This is a genomic window from Mesorhizobium sp. M7A.F.Ca.MR.148.00.0.0, from assembly GCF_003997735.1.
In the GTDB taxonomy this organism is placed as follows: domain Bacteria; phylum Pseudomonadota; class Alphaproteobacteria; order Rhizobiales; family Rhizobiaceae; genus Mesorhizobium.
The window spans coordinates 1-17,365 of the sequence record NZ_RZTB01000120.1 but is presented as its reverse complement, the minus strand read 5'-3'; the positions used below and the strand labels follow the sequence as shown (position 1 = coordinate 17,365).

Sequence of the window (17,365 nt, the reverse complement as noted above, 5' to 3'; positions counted from 1 at the left end):
GCGCCGGCCGAAGATTTGCGATGGCCCTTTCAAACAGGCGGCTTGGCTTCACGGAGCCCTTCAAGCCAACGGAATAGGAGACAAAAATGTCGAAGCTGCTCGTCAAAGCCGACAAAGGCCTTGGCCGCGTCGCCCATGTGACGCCGAAAAGCGCCGGCTGGACCTATGTCGGTTTCGACCTGCATCGGCTGAAGCCCGGCGAGAGCGTCTCCGGCAAGACGGAGGATCGTGAAGTCTGCCTGGTGTTCGTCACCGGCAAGGGCAAGGCGTCAGCCGGTGGCAAGGAGCTCGGCCTGCTCGGCGAGCGCATGTCGCCCTTCGAGGGCAAGCCGTGGTCGGTGTATGTGCCTGAGGGTTCGGACTGGTCGGTGACAGCGGACACCGGACTGGAACTCGCGGTCTGCTCGGCGCCGGGCCTTGGCGGCGGTCTGCCGGTGCGGGTGATCGCGCCGGACGACCTCGGCCAGGAGGTGCGCGGCAAGGGCACCAACACCCGCTACGTCACCAACATCCTGCCGGAAGGCAAGCCGGCCGATTCGCTGCTGGTGGTCGAGGTCATCACGCCCGGCGGCCACACGTCGAGCTATCCGCCGCACAAGCACGACCAGGACAATCTACCCGCCGAATCCTACCTCGAGGAAACCTACTATCACCGCCTCAACCCGCCGCAGGGTTTTGCCTTCCAGCGCGTCTACACCGATGCCGACAAGAATGGCCACCGCGCGCTCGACGAAGCGATGGCGATCGAGGATGGCGATGTCGTGCTGGTGCCCGAGGGTTATCACCCCTGCGCCGCCTGCCACGGCTACGACCTCTATTATCTCAACGTCATGGCAGGGCCGAAGCGGACGTGGAAATTCCACAACGCGCCCGAGCACGAGTGGTTGATGAAGGCCTGATCGGTCGATGCGTGAGCACTCGCTCCCTGGTCCAGCACGAAAAAATCGTCGGCTAATGACCCCGCCGCAGCGTTTTGTTACCTGAAAGCCAGCAAGGCTTCGTCAATTCGTCATGGAAATCACCTATGGCAGCGAAGCTGACAAGGACTTTCCATGCGCTACGCCCTCTATTTCACCCCCCGGCAGGACGAGCCTCTGGCGCGGATCGCCGCCGACTGGCTGGGCCGCGACCCGTTCGGCGCCGCGACGAGGCCGGTCGAAGCGGTGGCCGACCTGTCGGCGGCGGAAGTCGCTTTCCACACCGCTTCGGCGCGCCGTTATGGCTTTCACGCGACGCTGAAAGCCCCGTTCCGCCTGGCTACCAACGAGACCGAAACCTCGCTGCGTGCCGCACTCGACCAATTCGCCGAGGTGACGCCGGTGGTGACCATCCCGCGTCTCGTGATCAGCCAGATCGACGGCTTCTTCGCATTGGTGCCGGAAGGGCCAGTGCCTACGCTCAACCGGTTCGCCGATGACGTGGTGCGCGACTTCGACCGGTTTCGCGCACCGCTGAGCGAAGCGGAAATCGAGCGGCGCAGCCCGGATTCGCTGAAGCCGGCCGAGTTCCGCAACCTCTGCCAATGGGGTTACCCCTATGTCTTCGAAACCTTTCGCTTCCACATGACGCTGTCCGGCCGGGCGGGGTCACAGGAAAGCCCTCGTTTGCGCGCAGCGATCGACAGCCTGTTCGCGGACGTGCTGCAACAGAAGGTGCTGGTGGATGCGCTGACCTTGTTTGTCGAAACCGAACCGGGTGCACCGTTCATGGTGCTCTCGCATCACGCGCTCGGGCGCCGCCCGGCCAGAAAAACCGCCTCAAGGACTGCCTGAAATGACCGCCGAGACTGTTCTCCACAATGCCCGCATCGTGCTTGCCGACGAGATTGTCGAGGGCTCGCTGGTGCTGCGCGACGGCTTTATCGCCGGCATCGAAGCCGGCACCAGCCGCACCGGCGAGGATATGGGCGGCGACTACATCATTCCCGGGCTGGTCGAACTCCATACGGACCACCTCGAGGGCCACTACGCGCCGCGGCCCAAGGTGCGCTGGAATCCGATCGCCGCCGTGCTCGCCCATGACGCGCAGGTGGCGACCGCCGGCATCACCACCGTGCTCGACGCCTTGCGCGTCGGCATGGACGAAGACGCCGACCTGACATCGGCCGACATCCGCAAGCTGGCCGACGCCATCGAGGACAGTGTGAAGCAGGACCGTCTGCGCGCCGACCATTTCATCCATCTGCGCTGCGAGGTTTCGGCACCGGACTGCCTCAGGGCTTTCGCCAATTTCGACGGCGACGAGCGGGTCAAGCTGGCGTCGCTGATGGACCATGCGCCAGGCCAGCGCCAGTTCGTCGATCTCGAGACCTATGCCTACTATTACCAGCGCAAGCTGAAGCTGACCGATCGCGACTTCAAGCTGTTCTGCGAAAAGCGGATGGCCGAATCGGCGCGCAATTCGGCGCCGAACCGGGCGGTGATATCAGCCGCCTGCCAGGAGCGCGGCATCGTGCTGGCCAGCCACGACGACGCCACATCAGGCCATGTCGACGAGGCGATCGAGCAGGGCGTGCGCGTCGCCGAATTCCCGACCACGGAAGAGGCCGCCAGGGCCTCGAAAGAGGCCGGGATGGGTGTGCTGATGGGCGCGCCCAACGTCATGCGCGGCGCCTCGCATTCGGGCAATGTCTCGGCCCGTACGCTGGCCAGCGACGGCCTGCTCGACATCTTGTCGTCCGACTACATTCCCTTCAGCCTGATCCAGTCGGCGTTCTTCCTCGGCGATGTCGTCGAAGGCATTTCCCTGCCGCAGGCCGTCGCCATGGTCTCGAAGAACCCGGCCGATGCGGTTGGCCTGACCGATCGCGGCGTGATCGAACAGGGCCGCCGCGCCGATCTGGTGCGCGTGCGCGTCGACGACCATGTCCCGGTGGTGCGTACCGTCTGGCGGCAGGGAAGCCGGGTCGCATGATGGTGTCGGCATCGATCGAGCGGGAACTGTCGGCCGAGACGTTTCCGATCCGCGATGGCGTTTTCGTCGCCGTCGTCGGCCCAAGCGGCGCCGGCAAGGACACGGTGATCGGCTACGCCCGCGCCCGCTTTGCCGATGAGACAAGGCTGGAGTTCGTCCGCCGCGTCATCACCAGGCCGAGCGATGTCGCCAGCGAGGACCACGACACGCTGGCCGATGCCGCCTTCGTCGAGGCCGAAGCCGATGGCGCCTTCGCCATCTCCTGGGAAGCGCACGGCTTGCGCTACGGCATCCCCGCCGATGTCGACTGGTCCGTTGCCAATGGCCGTGTCGCTGTCGCCAATGTGTCGCGCGCGATCATTCCCTCCTTGCGCGAACGCTATGCCAATCTGGCCATCGTCGAGATCACCGCCTCACCTGAAGTGCTGGCCGAGCGTCTGGCGATGCGCGGCCGCGAGTCACGCGGCGAAGTGCTGGCGCGGCTGGCGCGCAGCGCCAATGTCACTCTGTCCGGGCCCGGCGTCACCTCGATCGACAACAGCGGCCCGCGCGAAGCGGCCGGCGAACGCTTCGCCGAGGTGCTGCGCAAGGCGATGGCTTTTTCCGACATGTCGGGCCTGATCTAGATCGTCGGCTCCTGACGCCTCGTTCACGCGATGGGCGCTTTAAGCCCCAAGCGCAAAGGGCATCAGCGACACCGTGCCGACCGAACTTTCACCTGGGGCGAGCACGATGGCGCCCTCGTCCGGATCGGTCCATCCGCCCCGGTTGAAAGCACCGGAGGCCATGGTCTGCGGTTCGACGCAAAAGTAAGGCTTGGCCGGGTCGGCGTACAGCATCAGGTGCTTGAAGATCGGATCGGCCTTGATGCGCAAACCCGCGCCGCGCGCCGGAAAGCGAAGCGTCGCCTCACCCGTCCAGCCGCCATAATCATTGTTGCGCCAGCCGGCGGGTAAAGGCCGGCTCTCGGCGAAGTCGAGTTCGGGCGCAAGCGCTATCGGATCGCCGGAGATGCCTTGCGGTTCCTCCAGATAGAACCGCGCGGCCTTGAATTGCAGCGTGACGTCCGGGTCGCGATCGAACCAGGGATGAAGGCCGAAACCAAACGGCATGGAAACCGGCCCCGTGTTGGTCAGTGTCATGGTGACGTCGAGGCCTTCTTCGGACAGCACGAAAGCCTGCGTCGCGTGATAGGAGTAGGGTTCGAGGCCGGCTGCGATATCCAGCGACAGCGTTGCCTGGGCGTCGCCCGCCGCAGTGACAGTCCAGGGGTGTTTCCAACCGCTGCCATGCACGTTGATGGCTTCGGGCGGATTGTTGGGCTGGACCCGCCAGCGCTTCGCTCGAAATCGAAGGTGTTTCCGGCGATGCGGTTGGCGTAGGGGGTCATCGGGAACATGGCGACGCCAAGCACATTGCCGGCTTCGCGATCATGGTCCGAGAGCCTGCGCATGAGATCGATGCCGCGCCAGCGCAGCGCGCTGAGGCTGCCGCCGATTTGCGGCACCAGTTCGGCTTCGAGCGCGCCGGCCCTGAGCGTCAACGGTTCAGGAATTGCAGCCATCGCCCGCCATTCGCCGCGAGGCGCTATTCCGCGGCCGCGCCGGCGGCGCTTTTGCGGGTGGCGTCGACCATCAGCCGCCGTTCCCGGAACACGCCCCATTGCTGGTCGACCAGCACGCCGATGAGGATGACGCCGCCCATCACCGCGAAGTTGAGCGAGGACGGAATGCCGAGCAGGTTGACGAGGTTCTGCAGTTCCTGCAGCAGCACCGTGCCGAGGATGACCCCGATCAGCGAGCCCTCGCCGCCGCGCAGCGAGAAGCCGCCGAGCACGGCTGCGGCGATGGCGTAGAGTTCGTAGAACTGGCCGTGGCTGGCCGGTGAGATCGAGCGCGTGTACATGGCGAAATAGATCGCCGACAGCGCCGTCAGCACGCCGCAGATGACGTAGGCGGCGATGACGACGCGGCCGGTGCGGATGCCGGAATATTTCGCCGCCTCCTCGTTCTTGCCGATGGCGTAGAGATAGCGGCCGAACACCGAGCGGTGCAGCACCACCCACATGACGATCGAGATGACGATCAGCGCGATGAAGCTGTTGGGAACGCCATAGGAGCGCCCGGCGGTGAGGAATTCGAGGTCGGGAAAATTCTGGCCGAACGCGAAGCCTGCCGTGCCGTCGGCGGTGTAGAAGCGGGCGACGCCGCGATAGATCAACAGGCCGCACAAGGTGACGACGAAGGGCTGCAGCTTGAGCCTTGTGATCAGCCAGCCATGCGCCAGGCCGATGATGGCGCCAAGCACCAGGATGAGCACGAAGGCCAGCGGCCATTCCATGCCACGCACGGCGATGAAGTCGATGAACAGTGTGCCGAGCAGCGCGACCACCGAGCCGACCGACAATTCGATGCCGCCGGTGATGATGACGAAGGCCTGGCCGATCGACAGGATGCCGAACAGGCCGATCAGGTTCGAGGTGTTGGCGAGGTTGATCGGCAGCAGGAAGCGCGGATTGATGATCGCCACGATCGCCCCGACCACCAGGATCAGGATCAGCAGGCCGAGATCTTTCTTGCTCATCGTCTTCTCCCCAATGCCTGAGCGGATCGCGCTTGAGCGAGACCCCGGCAAAACTACTTCGGCTGCTTGCCCACCGCCAGCAGCAGCACGTTTTCCTGGCTGAACCGGTCCTTGTCGAGAATGCCGGAGATCTGGCCCTCATGCATGACGGCGATGCGGTCGGACACGCCGATCACCTCTTCCATGTCCGAGGAGATCATCAGCACGGCGACGCCGGCATCGGCGAGCGCCCGCATCAGCCCGTAGATTTCCGCCTTCGCGCCGATGTCGATGCCGCGCGTCGGCTCGTCGAGGATCATCACCTTGGGGTTCATGGCCAGCCATTTGCCGAGCACGACCTTCTGCTGGTTGCCGCCCGACAGCGTGCCGGTGCGCGTCTGCACCGACGGTGCCTTGATGCCGAGATCTTTCTTCTGCTTCTCGGCGGTGGCGGTCTCGGCGCTTTTGGACACCAGGGAGCGGCGCGCATGCGCGGGCAGATTGGGCAAGGAAATGTTCTGCGCGATCGACAGGTCGAGCAGGATGCCGGTGAGCTTGCGGTCTTCCGGCACCAGGAAGATGCCGTGCGCGACGGCGTCGGCCGCCGAGCCGAGCACAAGCGGCTTGCCGTCGAGTTCGAGCGCGCCGCCGAGCTTCGAGTCGATGCCGAAGAACACCCGCGCCAGCTCGGTGCGGCCGGAACCGACAAGGCCGGCGAGGCCGAGGATTTCGCCGCGCCTGACGTCGAGATCGACCGGCCGGCCGGGATAGGCAGGTGTGCGGATGGCCTTGGCCGCAAGCGCTACGGCGCCGGGCGCACGCGCCGCTTCCGAGGCCTTTTCGCGCTCCTTCAGCATGCGGCCGATCATCAGCTTGACCATCTGGTCGTGGCCGATGTCATGCTTGCCCAGCGTACCGGCCAGCATGCCGTCGCGCAGCACGACGACACGGTCGGCGACGCGCTCGACCTCGTGCAGGCGGTGCGAAATGAAGATGACGCTGATGCCGTCGGCCTTCAGCGCCTTGATGACGTCGAGCAATTTGTCGGTCTCGGCGAGCGGCAGGCTCGATGTCGGCTCGTCGAGGATGACCAGCCGCGCCTCGATCGACAGCGCCTTGGCGATCTCGACCATCTGCTGCTGCGCCAGCGACAGAGTCGCAACCGGCGTGTCGGCGGAAAAATTGGCGCCGACGCGCTTCAAAAGCGGCGCCACCATGGTGCGGAGCCTGGCGCGGTCGACGAGCTTCAGCGGCCCGGCGCGCAACGGCTCGCGGCCGAAGAAGATGTTTGCCGCGACATCGAGATTTTCGAACAGGTTGAGTTCCTGGTGGACGAAGGCGATGCCCGATCCCAGGCTGGCTTCGACGGAAAGCCTGTCATGCGCGGTGCCGTCGACGGTGATCGTGCCGCTGTCGGGCGTGGTGACGCCGCCGAGGATCTTCATCAAGGTCGATTTGCCGGCGCCGTTTTCACCGACGAGGCCGATGACCTCGCCCGGCCTGACCTCCATGGAAAAGCCGTCCAGCGCCACGACGCCCGGATAGGTCTTGCGCACGTTCTCGAGGCTGAGGAACGGCGTCGTTGCTGCGATGGATGTATCAGAATAGTTCATCATGCCTGACAGCGATTGGCGGGCCGACCTTTTGGCGACTGACGATCCTCGCGGTGTTCGTCAATGCGAGCAGCCGGCCCAAGCGACGTTGAGCCGGCTGAACTGCTTCAAGTCTTAGTTTCCGGCCATCGCCTTCAGATTGGCGGCGTAGGCGTCGACGTCATCCTTGCCGATGATCTTGGTCGGGATGATGATGAGGTTGCCTTCCGGGATGCCCGACTTGTCGCCCTTGAGATAGGCCGCCATCAGCTTCATGCCCTGGTAGGCCCATTCGAAGGGCTGCTGCACGACGGTTGCGGCAACGGTGCCTTCCTTGACGCCGCCCAGCGTGATCGGATCGTCATCGAAACCAACGACGGTGATCGAGCCGAGCTTGCCGGCATCGCGCAGTGCTTCATAGATGCGCGGCGTGTTGTAGGAGTAGAAGCCGACCATGCAGGTGACGTCGGGGCTGGCGACCAGCGCGTCCTCGACGTTCTTCTTGGCGCGCGCCTGGTCGATGTCGTCGCCGCGCACGTCGATCAGCTCGATCTTGGTGCCGGCCAAACCGTCCTTCATGCCCTGGATGCGCTCCTTGGCGTTGTCGGCGCCGAGCAGGCCGACGAAGCCGAGGCATTTTCCGCCATTGGGCATCGCCTTCTTGGCGATTTCGGCCGCCTGCTTGCCGGCGTCGACATTGGACGAGCCGATATAGGCGACGCGCTTGGTCTGCGGGGCGTCCGAATCTGTGGTGAACAGCGCGGTTTCCGAAGCGATCTTGTTGAGGCCGTCGGTCGAGGTCTTGGGATCGACGGCCGAGACCATGATGCCCTTGACGCCGGCGGTCACCAGATCGTCCATCAGCCGCTGCTGGATGGCGACCGAGGACTGTTCGGGATATTTTAGCTCGAGCGTATAGTCGGGCAGCTCGCCCTGCGCCTTCTTGACGCCGGCTTCGGCGGCCTTCCAGAAATCGGAAGCGCCGTTGACGACGAAAGCCAGCGTCGGCTTGTCTTGGGCGCGCGCGATTGCCGTGGCCGACAGGCCAAGCAGCAGCGCGGTCGCGGCTACGGATGCATTTCGTATCAAGGATTTCATGTTCAACCTCCCGTTTGGCTCAGTCGTTGGACCGGCCGATCTTGCATTAACCTGATTTTGGCACTGACCTGATTTGCCGTTTGCAGCGTGGACGCCCTCCTCCTCAAAGGGGTTCCCGGCACCGAAAGAATGGCGTCGTTCCAGCCACGACCATGGACCTTAGAGACTCATCCTTCGTTCGTAAATAGTCCGATTTGTCTGACATATCACATATCCGAGACAAGGCTTGCGGAGGTAGGATCCGCTCGCCACCGGGCCATTTTTCGTACTCTCCCGCCGCCCCGGACCTGACCGGCCGGACGCGACGATCGACGGTACAGCGCATTTTTGTATTAGTAAACAGTATTAGTTTTGAGGCAATATCAGCGGTTTCGAGGCGTATACGTCCACGAGCCGTCGCCACGGCTGAGCTGCAGCCCAAGCCTTTCGCCTTTTGAGTTTTGGCCTGTATGGAGATCCACGGCGGATGGACCTCCGGCATGCTAATAGTTATAAACGACCTTGGCGTTACCTCTATAAATCGAATGCGTCACGCCATCTTGCCGGCCTGACCGGCCTGCCAGACTGGGATTTGCCATGAGCGAGACGACGGATCGGGCCAGCGACACGGCGAGGCGGCGCAAGGCGCCGGCCAAGGGCGCCAAGGGCCGCGTCACCATGATCGATATCGCCAGGGCGGCCGGCTGCTCGCAGGCGACCGTTTCCTTCGTGCTCAACAATTCGCCGGGCATCAAGCTGTCGCAGCAGACCCGCGATCGGGTGATCGAAGCCGCGCGGACGCTTGGCTACACCGCGCCTGCTTTCGAGGCCCTTCACCCGCCGCTGCCCGCCTTCGGGGGGCCCGCCTTCGAAGGGCTGGACGGGGTGATCGGCTTCGCCGTCGACCAGCTCGCCACCAGCCCGGAAGCCGTGGTCGCCATCGAGGGCGCGCGCCAGGCCTCGTGGAATGCCGGCAACGTGCTGCTGGTGGCGCAGACGCTGGGCGATTCCGTCATGGAGCCGCGCGCCATTTCAGCACTGACCAAGCGGGGCATTTCGGCGCTGATCTACATGACCATTTTCACCCGCGAGATATCGGCACCCGATTACCTCTACGGCCTCGACATCCCGGTGATCCTGCTCAACTGCTACACGGCCGACTACGCCTTCCCTGCCGTGGTGCCGAGCGAGATCGCCGGCGGCCAGAGCTCGACCCGCCATCTGATCAGCCACGGCCACCGCCGCATCGCCACCATCACCGGAGAGCCGTGGATGCAGGCTGCACAGGACCGGCTGAAAGGCTACCGCCGCGCGCTCGCCACCGCCGACATCCCGTTCGATCCGGAACTGGTTGTCGAGGGCGACTGGTCGGCCAGCGCCGGCTACGCCGCCACCGTCAAGCTGCTGGCGCTCAGGGATAAGCCAACCGCCATCTTCTGCCAGAACGACCGCACCGCGATCGGCTGCTACGAAGCGCTGAAGGAAGCCGGCCTGCACATTCCGCAGGACATCTCCGTGGTCGGCTACGACGACGAGGAAATCGCCCGCCACCTCTTCCCGCCGCTGACGACCTCGATCCTGCCGCATATGGCGATGGGCCAATGGGCGATCGAACAGCTGGAAGCGCCGGCGGCGCCTGGACGGGGGCGGTATCCGATTACCAAGCTGGAGTGCCCCCTGGTGGAGCGGGAGAGTGTGCGGGGGGTGGCGGGGGTGCGATAGGCGCTAAGCGTGATATTCGCATACCGAATGCTTCATCGTTGCCATTTGCCGACCTGTGGTCTCTAGTCCCCCGGACTGATTTGGGGTACCAAAATTGAACCAGCAGGAACTTTCGTCGTTCATCTGGTCGGTCGCGGATTTGCTTCGCGGCGACTACAAGCAGGCAGACTACGGCAAGGTCATCCTGCCCTTCACCGTGCTGCGGCGGCTGGATTGCGTCCTGGAGCCGACCAAGGAGGCGGTGCTTGCGGAACATGCCGCCAAGACCGCACAGGGGATGAACCCCGAGCCTTTTCTACTGCGCAAGGCCGGCCAGAGTTTCTACAACACCTCGCCGCTGAGCATCCCCAAACTCGTGGGCGACCAGGACCACATCGCGACTAATCTCGATGCATACATCCGCGCCTTCTCACCGGCGGTGCGGGACATCTTCGAGCGTTTCAAGTTCGCCGCTCAGGTGGACGAATTGGGAAAGGCCGATCTACTCTATCAGGTCACAGAAAGGTTCGCCCGGATCGATCTTCATCCAGACAAGGTGGACAACCACCAGATGGGGCTGGTCTTCGAGGAACTCATCCGTAAATTCTCGGAACTTTCAAACGAGACTGCCGGCGAGCATTTCACGCCTCGCGAGGTCATCCGTCTGATGGTCAATCTGCTATTTGTCGAAGATGACGCCATCCTCACGAAACCGGGCGTGGTGCGGACCATCTACGACCCCACGGCTGGCACGGGCGGCATGCTGTCTGTCGCTGACGAGTATCTCAGCAAGCTCAACGACCGGGCATCCCTGGTCATGTATGGTCAGGAACTGAACCCGGAGTCCTACGCAATTTGCAAAGCGGACATGCTCATCAAGGGGCAGGATGTCAGCAACATCATCTTCGGCAACACGCTTTCCGACGACGGGCACCCGACCCGCAAGTTCGACTACATGCTGTCCAACCCGCCGTTCGGCGTCGAGTGGAAGAAGGTCGAGAAGACAGTCCGATCTGAGCATGAGCATCAAGGGTTCAACGGCAGGTTCGGCCCGGGACTGCCCAGGGTGTCGGATGGCTCGCTGCTATTCCTGATGCATCTTCTGTCCAAGATGCGGCCAGCGGTCGACGGAGGCAGCCGCTTCGGCATCGTGCTCAACGGCTCGCCTTTGTTCACCGGCGGCGCGGGCAGCGGCGAGAGTGAAATCCGGCGCTACGTCCTGGAGAACGACCTAGTCGAGGCGATCATCGCACTCCCAACCGACATGTTCTACAACACCGGCATTTCGACCTATGTCTGGGTGCTGTCGAATCGTAAGCCCACCCACCGCAAGGGCAAGGTGCAGTTGATCGACGCGTCGAGCTTTTGGCAGAAGATGCGCAAAACGTTGGGCTCCAAGCGCAAGGAAATGGGCGAGACCGACATCGCCACCGTCACGCGACTATTCGGAAGCTTTGCGGAAGCCAGGCTTGCCACGGTCCTCAATACCGACGGCAAGGAAGTTGGCCGCGAGGTTCTGCTCAACGGGGACACTCCACCAGCTGCGCCCGATGGGGGCAAGGTCAAGCTCGTGCCGTTGTCACGTATCTTCCCAAATGAGGCGTTCGGATATCGCGCGATCACCGTCGAGCGCCCGTTGCGTGACGAGAAGGGCAAGATCATGCTCGGCGAAAGGGGTAGGGCCAAGGGGAAACTGCAGGCCGACAGCGCCTTGCGCGATACGGAGAACGTGCCGCTGAGCGAGGACGTAGCGACCTACTTCAAGCGCGAAGTCCTGCCCCATGTGGCGGACGCCTGGATCGATCACGAGAAGTCGAAGGTCGGCTATGAAATCCCCTTCAATCGTCATTTCTATGTGTTCGAGCCGCCGCGTGACTTGGCTGAAATCGATGCGGACTTGAAGCAAGTTACGGGCCGCATCCTTGCGATGATTGGGGGCCTTTCAGCGTGATTGCCGCCCAATCTGGATTCTGGCGCACAGGGATAACCGGGCTTGAAGAGCTCCCCAATGGCTGGACAATAGGCCGACTGGGCTTTGAAGCTTGGGTTCGAGCCCGTCTGGGTTGGAAAGGACTAAAGGCAGAGGAATATGTGGAAGATGGCTTTGCATTCCTTTCGACCCCGAATATCAAAGGACGCGAAATTGACTTCGTGAATGTAAACTTTATCGGTCTCGATAGGTATGAAGAGTCCCCAGAGATCAAGCTTTCCGTAGGGGATGTGCTTCTGGCCAAAGATGGGTCGACTCTGGGGACGGTCAATGTGGTTCGGTCGCTCCCACGACCAACCACGGTGAACAGCTCGATCGCAGTAATCAGCCCAGGTCCCAACCTCGACGGCACTTACCTCCGTTACCTTTTCCAATCATCATACATGGAGCAGACGATCCAACGGATTAAGGGTGGCATGGGAGTGCCCCATCTATTCCAAGAAGACTTGAACAAATTCTACGTCCCTTTAGCCGACCTAAACACGCAAACAGCCATCGCCGCCTTCCTCGACAGCGAAACCGCCAAAATAGACGCGCTGGTGGAGGAGCAGAAGCGGCTGGTCGAACTGCTCAACGAGAAGCGGCAGGTCGTTATCTCACGCGCGGTCACCAAGGGCATCGACCCCGATGCACCGATGAAGAACTCAGGCGTTGAGTGGCTGGGCGATGTACCTCAACATTGGTCGATACTGCGGATTAAGTTCATTTCGATGGGTATGGAACAGGGATGGAGCCCACAGTGTGAGCCTTATCCAGTGGCTTCGCCAGACGAATGGGGGGTACTCAAGGTCGGCTGTGTGAACGGCGGAACGTTTAATGAAAATGAGAACAAGGCTCTGCCTATGGAACTCGCGCCTTTGCCGCATCTCACCCTAAGAAAAGATGACTTGCTAATATCTCGCGCCAATACTCGGGAGCTTGTTGGTAGCGCAGCTGTCGTTGAGGACGATTTTCCCCGGTTGATGCTGTGTGATAAACTCTTTCGTCTCAAGCTATCAGATACTCACTGTATACCGAAGTTCATATCTTACTTTCTAGGCACCGCTGGAGCAAAAAAACAGGTAGAGCTCCGCGCGACGGGGGCAAGCAACTCCATGTTGAATATAGCGCAGTCAACAATTCTTGAGCTTGCGATCTCTTTGCCGCCTATTGATGAGCAACCGTCAATCGTTTCCTGGATAGAAGAAAAAATCGCAAAACTCCGTCAGCTAGAAACAGAAGCCTACAATTCTATCGCGCTCCTTCTTGAACGCCGTTCCGCTATCATCTCCGCTGCCGTCACTGGGAAGGTAGACGTTCGGAGAGATCCCATAGATACCGGTCAAATAGCGAACCGGTTGCGAATGCGACTTTTGATTGGAGCAACAATCATTGAAGCTATCGCGTCCAAACCGAACTCGGGCCGCACCAAGGCGCATAAGCTCGTCTATCTGGCAGAAGCACACGCCGGTGTGCATGAGCTTGAAGGCACCTACTTGCGCGAGGCGGCTGGTCCTCTCGACAGGGACATGATCGACGAAATTGAAACACAACTGCAGGAAGCCAACCACATCGCAGTTGAGCAACCTGGTGGACCTGGAAGCCAGGTCATCTATAAGATTTACGGGCAGCGAGGCTCTTTCCGAACTGAGGTTAGGGAGATTCTCGGACCTCGTGAGGCAGTGTTCAATAAGCTAATTACCGATCTGATGGATTTAGACACCAAGCGTGTTGAGGCAGTCGCAACGCTATATGCCGTTTGGAACGACGCTCTCATTGCAAAGGATAACCCGACGGACGCTGCCATTGTTTCTGGAGTACTGAACGACTGGCATCCGGAAAAGAAGGAGAAGTTCAGGGCGGACGAACTCCACACATGGCTCGGATGGATGCGCAGGCACGGTCTTGTCCCGCGCGGCAATGGCGTAAAGACGAGTACGGGGCGTCTGTTCGTGTGATGTCCGCCCACAAGGAAATCAGTTTCGAAGCGGAGGTCTGCGACTATCTTGCCGCCAATGGCTGGTTTCATGCCGAAGGTGATTTCGCTACCTATGATCGTGCGCGAGCTCTGTTTTCCGCCGACGTCATTGCCTGGGTGCAAGCGAGCCAACCGAACGCCTGGGCGACACTGACCAACAACCATGGTGAGGCGGCGGAAGCGATGCTCCTCGACCGCATCCGCAAGCAGCTTGACGAGCGCGGGACGCTTGAAGTGCTGCGCCATGGCGTCGAACTGATTGGCCTCAGAGCGCCGCTGAGCCTCGCCCAATTCAAACCGGCGCTGGCGATGAATACCGACATTCTCACTCGCTACCAAGCCAACCGGCTCCGCGTGGTACGGCAGGTGCGCTACTCCCGGGCCAACGAGAACTGCATCGACCTAGTGCTGTTCCTCAATGGGCTGCCGATGGCCACTGTAGAGTTGAAGACGGACTTCACACAGAATATTCGGGACGCCGTAGATCAATACCGCTTCGACCGGCATCCCTACCCCAAGGGCCAGCGCCCGGAGCCTCTGCTAGCATTCCCCAGCGGCGCACTGGTGCATTTCGCGGTCAGCAACGCCGAAGTGATGATGGCGACGAAGCTGGAGGGGCCGGCCACGCGCTTCCTGCCGTTCAACCGGGGTCAGGACGGCGGCAGGGGAAACCCGCCGAACCCGCTCGGCCACCCCACAGCCTATCTCTGGGAAGAGATTTGGCAGCGCGACTCCTGGCTCGAAATCCTGGGGCGCTACATGGTCGCAGGACGGGACGCCAAGAAGAAAATCAAGGGCGTAATCTTCCCGCGCTACCACCAGCTCGACGCGACGCGAAAGCTTCAGGCGGCCGTATTGGCAGACGGAGCTGGTGGCAAATACCTGATCCAGCACTCGGCGGGATCGGGCAAGACCAACTCCATCGCCTGGTCGGCTCACTTCCTGGCGGATTTGCACGACGAGCAGCACCGCAAGATGTTCGACACCGTGCTCGTGGTCTCCGACCGGAATGTGATCGACACGCAGCTCCAGGAAGCCATCTTCGGCTTCGAGCGCACAACTGGCGTCGTCGCGGTCATCAGGAACGACAACGGAGCCAAGAGCGGGCAGCTGGCCGAGGCGCTGGCGGGCAGCAAGAAGATTGTCGTCTGCACCATCCAGACCTTTTCGTTCGCGCTGGAAACCGTGCGTGAGCTTGCTGCGACCAAAGGCAAGCGGTTTGCAGTCATCGCCGACGAGGCACATTCTAGCCAAACGGGCGAGGCGGCAGCAAAGCTGAAGGCAGTTCTCTCAGCCGAGGAACTGGCGACTCTTGGCGACGGCGGGGAGATCAGCAGCGAGGACATTCTCGCGGCGCAGATGGCGGCTCGCGCGGCCGACACCGGCATCACCTATGTAGCCTTCACCGCAACGCCCAAGGCGAAGACGCTGGAGCTGTTCGGGCGTCGCCCTGACCCTTCGCAGCCGGCGAGCGACGAGAACCTCCCAGCGGCCTTCCACGTATATTCCATGCGGCAAGCGATCGAAGAAGGCTTCATTCTCGACGTGCTCCAGAACTACACGCCCTACAGCCTGGCCTTCAAGCTCGCCAGCGACGGCGAGGAGATGGACGAAAAGGAGGTAGAGCGTTCCGAGGCGGTCAAGACGCTGATGCGCTGGGTCCGGCTTCACCCATACAATATCAGCCAGAAGGTGCAGATAGTCGTCGAGCACTACCGCTCGCTTGTACAGCCGCTGCTGGACGGCAAGGCGAAGGCGATGGTCGTCGTCGGCAGCCGCCTGGAGGCCGTGCGCTGGCAGATCGCCATCCAGAAATACATTCGCGAGAAAGGCTACAAGTTTGGGGCGCTCGTTGCCTTCTCCGGCGAGGTGAACGATCGGGAGAGCGGACCTGACCCGTTCAGCGAAACCAGCAAGGAATTGAACCCTGGGCTCAACGGGCGCGACATCCGGGAAGCCTTCAAGCTGCCCGACTATCACATCCTACTGGTCGCCAACAAATTCCAAACGGGATTCGACCAGCCACTGCTCTGTGGCATGTATGTGGACCGCCGACTCGCAGGCATTCAGGCAGTACAAACGTTGTCCCGGCTTAATCGAGCCCATCCAGGCAAGGACACGACCTTCGTCCTCGACTTTGTCAACAGCAGCGATGACATCCTGAAAGCATTCCAGATCTATTACCAGACAGCAACCCTGGAGAACGTGACCGACCCCAATCTCGTTTACGATCTCAGGGCCAAGCTGGATGCCCTCGGCTACTATGACGACTTCGAGGTCGATCGCGTCGTCAAGGTCGAGTTGGAGCCAAGCTCGAAGCAGGGCGACCTGGTGGCGGCCATCATGCCCGTGGCCGATCGTCTGTTGCGGTCCTACCGGGGAGCGCAGGAACGCTTGAAGGCGGCAGCAGCCCGCGATGACGAGAAGGCAGCCAGGGATGCCCAGGACGAGATGAGCGCCCTATTGCTTTTCAGGAACGACATGGGGGCCTTCGTCCGCCTTTATACGTTCCTCTCCCAGATATTCGACTACGGCAACACTGCCATCGAAGCGCGAAGCATCTTCTTCCGCCGCTTGATTCCGCTGTTGGAGTTCGGTCGGCAGCGCGAAGGAGTTGATGTCTCCAACATCGTGCTGACGCACCACAAGCTTTCCAGCAAGGGTAAGACGCTGCTGGTGCTAGGCGGATTCAGCGAACCGCTTGAGCCATACATAGCGCCGGGGTCGGGCTCCATCACCGAGAAGGAACGGGCGCTGCTGGCCGAGATCATCGCCAAGGTGAACGACCTGTTTCAGGGAGATACCACCGATGACGACCGGCTGATTTACGTCAACAACGTCATCAAGGGAAAATTGCTGGAAAGCGAGACGCTGGCACAACAGGCGGTGAACAACACCAAGGAGCAATTCGCCAACTCCCCGGCATTGTCCAAGGCCATCCTTGATGCCATCATCGACGCTTTCGAGGCTCACACGACGATGAGCAAACAGGCGCTAGATTCCGCAGAGGTTCGCGAGGGCCTCAAGGACGTGCTTCTAGGGCCGGGGCAGCTTTGGGAGGGATTGCGGACGCAGCGGGAAGAGGCCGACGCCTCATAGATCGTCAATTGGCGATTCTAGTCTGGACGGTCAACGAACCGTTTGAGTCTGGCGCACCCGACAGGATTCGAACCTGTGACCTCTGCCTTCGGAGGGCAGCGCTCTATCCAGCTGAGCTACGGGTGCTTTCCGGAATCCGGAAAACGAACCAGCCGGTGAACCGGCAAGTCACGGCTTCTTAGCGGAAGCGGGCGCGGGCTTCAACGGGCAAATGGCGATTGGGCAGCGACTTGGGCTCGATGCGTCCGGGCTGCGGCCTATGAGGTTGCCGCCCCCGCCTTCACCGCCCGCCGTCCGCGCACTGCCCGCTTCGGCTTCTTGGCACCGGCCAGTTCGTGCATCGCATCCAGCTGCATCTGCTGCATTTCGGCCAGGCGCGTCCATTGGCGCGAGATGAGGTAGTCGAGTTTTTCGTGCAAATGGCGCACTTCGAGCTCGGCCTTGAGGTTGACGCGGTAGTCGTTGAAGGAGCGC

At 61.8% G+C, this 17,365-nt stretch carries 12 protein-coding genes, 1 tRNA gene and 1 pseudogene; 8 read left to right on the top strand and 6 right to left on the bottom strand.

Translation table 11 applies throughout. The annotated features are described in order from the left end of the window. The first annotated feature begins 86 nt into the window (after nucleotides 1-86). From iolB to phnN, 4 genes are all read left to right on the top strand, one after another. Nucleotides 87-899, top strand: coding sequence for a 5-deoxy-glucuronate isomerase (gene iolB, locus EOB49_RS28240; protein ID WP_127382913.1), 813 nt, complete (start codon nucleotides 87-89; stop codon nucleotides 897-899). Between the two features lie 153 nt (nucleotides 900-1,052). Continuing rightward, entirely contained in the window at nucleotides 1,053-1,772 is a 720-nt protein-coding gene (locus EOB49_RS28235) for a DUF1045 domain-containing protein (RefSeq protein WP_127382912.1), read from the top strand. 1 nt (nucleotide 1,773) lies between these two features. Beyond that, on the top strand, nucleotides 1,774-2,913 hold the full coding sequence (locus tag EOB49_RS28230) for an alpha-D-ribose 1-methylphosphonate 5-triphosphate diphosphatase (protein ID WP_127382911.1): 1,140 nt from the start codon (nucleotides 1,774-1,776) through the stop codon (nucleotides 2,911-2,913). Beyond that, nucleotides 2,910-3,539, top strand: a complete 630-nt coding sequence (phnN, locus tag EOB49_RS28225) for a phosphonate metabolism protein/1,5-bisphosphokinase (PRPP-forming) PhnN (protein ID WP_164781832.1) — start codon at nucleotides 2,910-2,912, stop codon at nucleotides 3,537-3,539. Before EOB49_RS28230 ends, phnN begins: the two co-directional genes overlap by 4 nt. A 39-nt stretch (nucleotides 3,540-3,578) precedes the next feature. Here the strand turns inward: phnN and EOB49_RS28220 are convergent, their stop codons facing one another. The 4 genes from EOB49_RS28220 to EOB49_RS28205 form a co-directional block, all read right to left on the bottom strand. Continuing rightward, complete coding sequence (locus EOB49_RS28220; protein WP_245472864.1) at nucleotides 3,579-4,208, bottom strand: hypothetical protein; 630 nt, start codon at nucleotides 4,206-4,208, stop codon at nucleotides 3,579-3,581. 292 nt (nucleotides 4,209-4,500) lie between these two features. Continuing rightward, complete coding sequence (locus tag EOB49_RS28215) at nucleotides 4,501-5,496, bottom strand: ABC transporter permease (RefSeq protein ID WP_027040007.1); 996 nt, start codon at nucleotides 5,494-5,496, stop codon at nucleotides 4,501-4,503. A 53-nt stretch (nucleotides 5,497-5,549) separates the two neighbouring features. Then, nucleotides 5,550-7,088 (bottom strand): sugar ABC transporter ATP-binding protein, encoded by a 1,539-nt coding sequence (locus EOB49_RS28210; protein ID WP_127382915.1) that lies wholly within the window; start codon nucleotides 7,086-7,088, stop codon nucleotides 5,550-5,552. Nucleotides 7,089-7,202: 114 nt separating this feature from the next. Beyond that, complete coding sequence (locus tag EOB49_RS28205; protein WP_127382910.1) at nucleotides 7,203-8,165, bottom strand: sugar-binding protein; 963 nt, start codon at nucleotides 8,163-8,165, stop codon at nucleotides 7,203-7,205. Nucleotides 8,166-8,741: 576 nt separating this feature from the next. Between EOB49_RS28205 and EOB49_RS28195 the strand changes: the two genes are divergently transcribed. The 4 genes from EOB49_RS28195 to EOB49_RS28180 all read left to right on the top strand — a co-directional run bounded on the left by EOB49_RS28195 (nucleotide 8,742) and on the right by EOB49_RS28180 (nucleotide 16,891). Further along, nucleotides 8,742-9,866, top strand: a complete 1,125-nt coding sequence (locus EOB49_RS28195) for a LacI family DNA-binding transcriptional regulator (protein WP_164781831.1) — start codon at nucleotides 8,742-8,744, stop codon at nucleotides 9,864-9,866. Nucleotides 9,867-9,960: 94 nt separating this feature from the next. Further along, nucleotides 9,961-11,796, top strand: a complete 1,836-nt coding sequence (locus tag EOB49_RS28190) for a class I SAM-dependent DNA methyltransferase (RefSeq protein WP_127382909.1) — start codon at nucleotides 9,961-9,963, stop codon at nucleotides 11,794-11,796. Then, nucleotides 11,793-13,772 (top strand): restriction endonuclease subunit S, encoded by a 1,980-nt coding sequence (locus EOB49_RS28185; protein WP_127382908.1) that lies wholly within the window; start codon nucleotides 11,793-11,795, stop codon nucleotides 13,770-13,772. Before EOB49_RS28190 ends, EOB49_RS28185 begins: the two co-directional genes overlap by 4 nt. Further along, on the top strand, nucleotides 13,772-16,891 hold the full coding sequence (locus tag EOB49_RS28180; RefSeq protein WP_127382907.1) for a type I restriction endonuclease: 3,120 nt from the start codon (nucleotides 13,772-13,774) through the stop codon (nucleotides 16,889-16,891). Before EOB49_RS28185 ends, EOB49_RS28180 begins: the two co-directional genes overlap by 1 nt. Nucleotides 16,892-16,940: 49 nt before the next feature. Here EOB49_RS28180 and EOB49_RS28175 read toward each other — a convergent pair. Continuing rightward, nucleotides 16,941-17,017: transfer RNA gene (locus EOB49_RS28175), tRNA-Arg, on the bottom strand. 131 nt (nucleotides 17,018-17,148) lie between these two features. Further along, a pseudogene (locus EOB49_RS28170) lies at nucleotides 17,149-17,365 on the bottom strand (hypothetical protein); the annotation flags it as partial.

Bases quoted from the DNA above. Each gene is read 5' to 3' on its own strand.
- iolB (WP_127382913.1), top strand. From the start codon at position 87: ATGTCGAAGCTGCTCGTCAAAGCCGACAAAGGCCTTGGCCGCGTCGCC.
- EOB49_RS28235 (WP_127382912.1), top strand. From the start codon at position 1,053: ATGCGCTACGCCCTCTATTTCACCCCCCGGCAGGACGAGCCTCTGGCG.
- EOB49_RS28230 (WP_127382911.1), top strand. From the start codon at position 1,774: ATGACCGCCGAGACTGTTCTCCACAATGCCCGCATCGTGCTTGCCGAC.
- phnN (WP_164781832.1), top strand. From the start codon at position 2,910: ATGATGGTGTCGGCATCGATCGAGCGGGAACTGTCGGCCGAGACGTTT.
- EOB49_RS28215 (WP_027040007.1), bottom strand. From the start codon at position 5,496: ATGAGCAAGAAAGATCTCGGCCTGCTGATCCTGATCCTGGTGGTCGGG.
- EOB49_RS28210 (WP_127382915.1), bottom strand. From the start codon at position 7,088: ATGAACTATTCTGATACATCCATCGCAGCAACGACGCCGTTCCTCAGC.
- EOB49_RS28205 (WP_127382910.1), bottom strand. From the start codon at position 8,165: ATGAAATCCTTGATACGAAATGCATCCGTAGCCGCGACCGCGCTGCTG.
- EOB49_RS28195 (WP_164781831.1), top strand. From the start codon at position 8,742: ATGAGCGAGACGACGGATCGGGCCAGCGACACGGCGAGGCGGCGCAAG.
- EOB49_RS28180 (WP_127382907.1), top strand. From the start codon at position 13,772: ATGTCCGCCCACAAGGAAATCAGTTTCGAAGCGGAGGTCTGCGACTAT.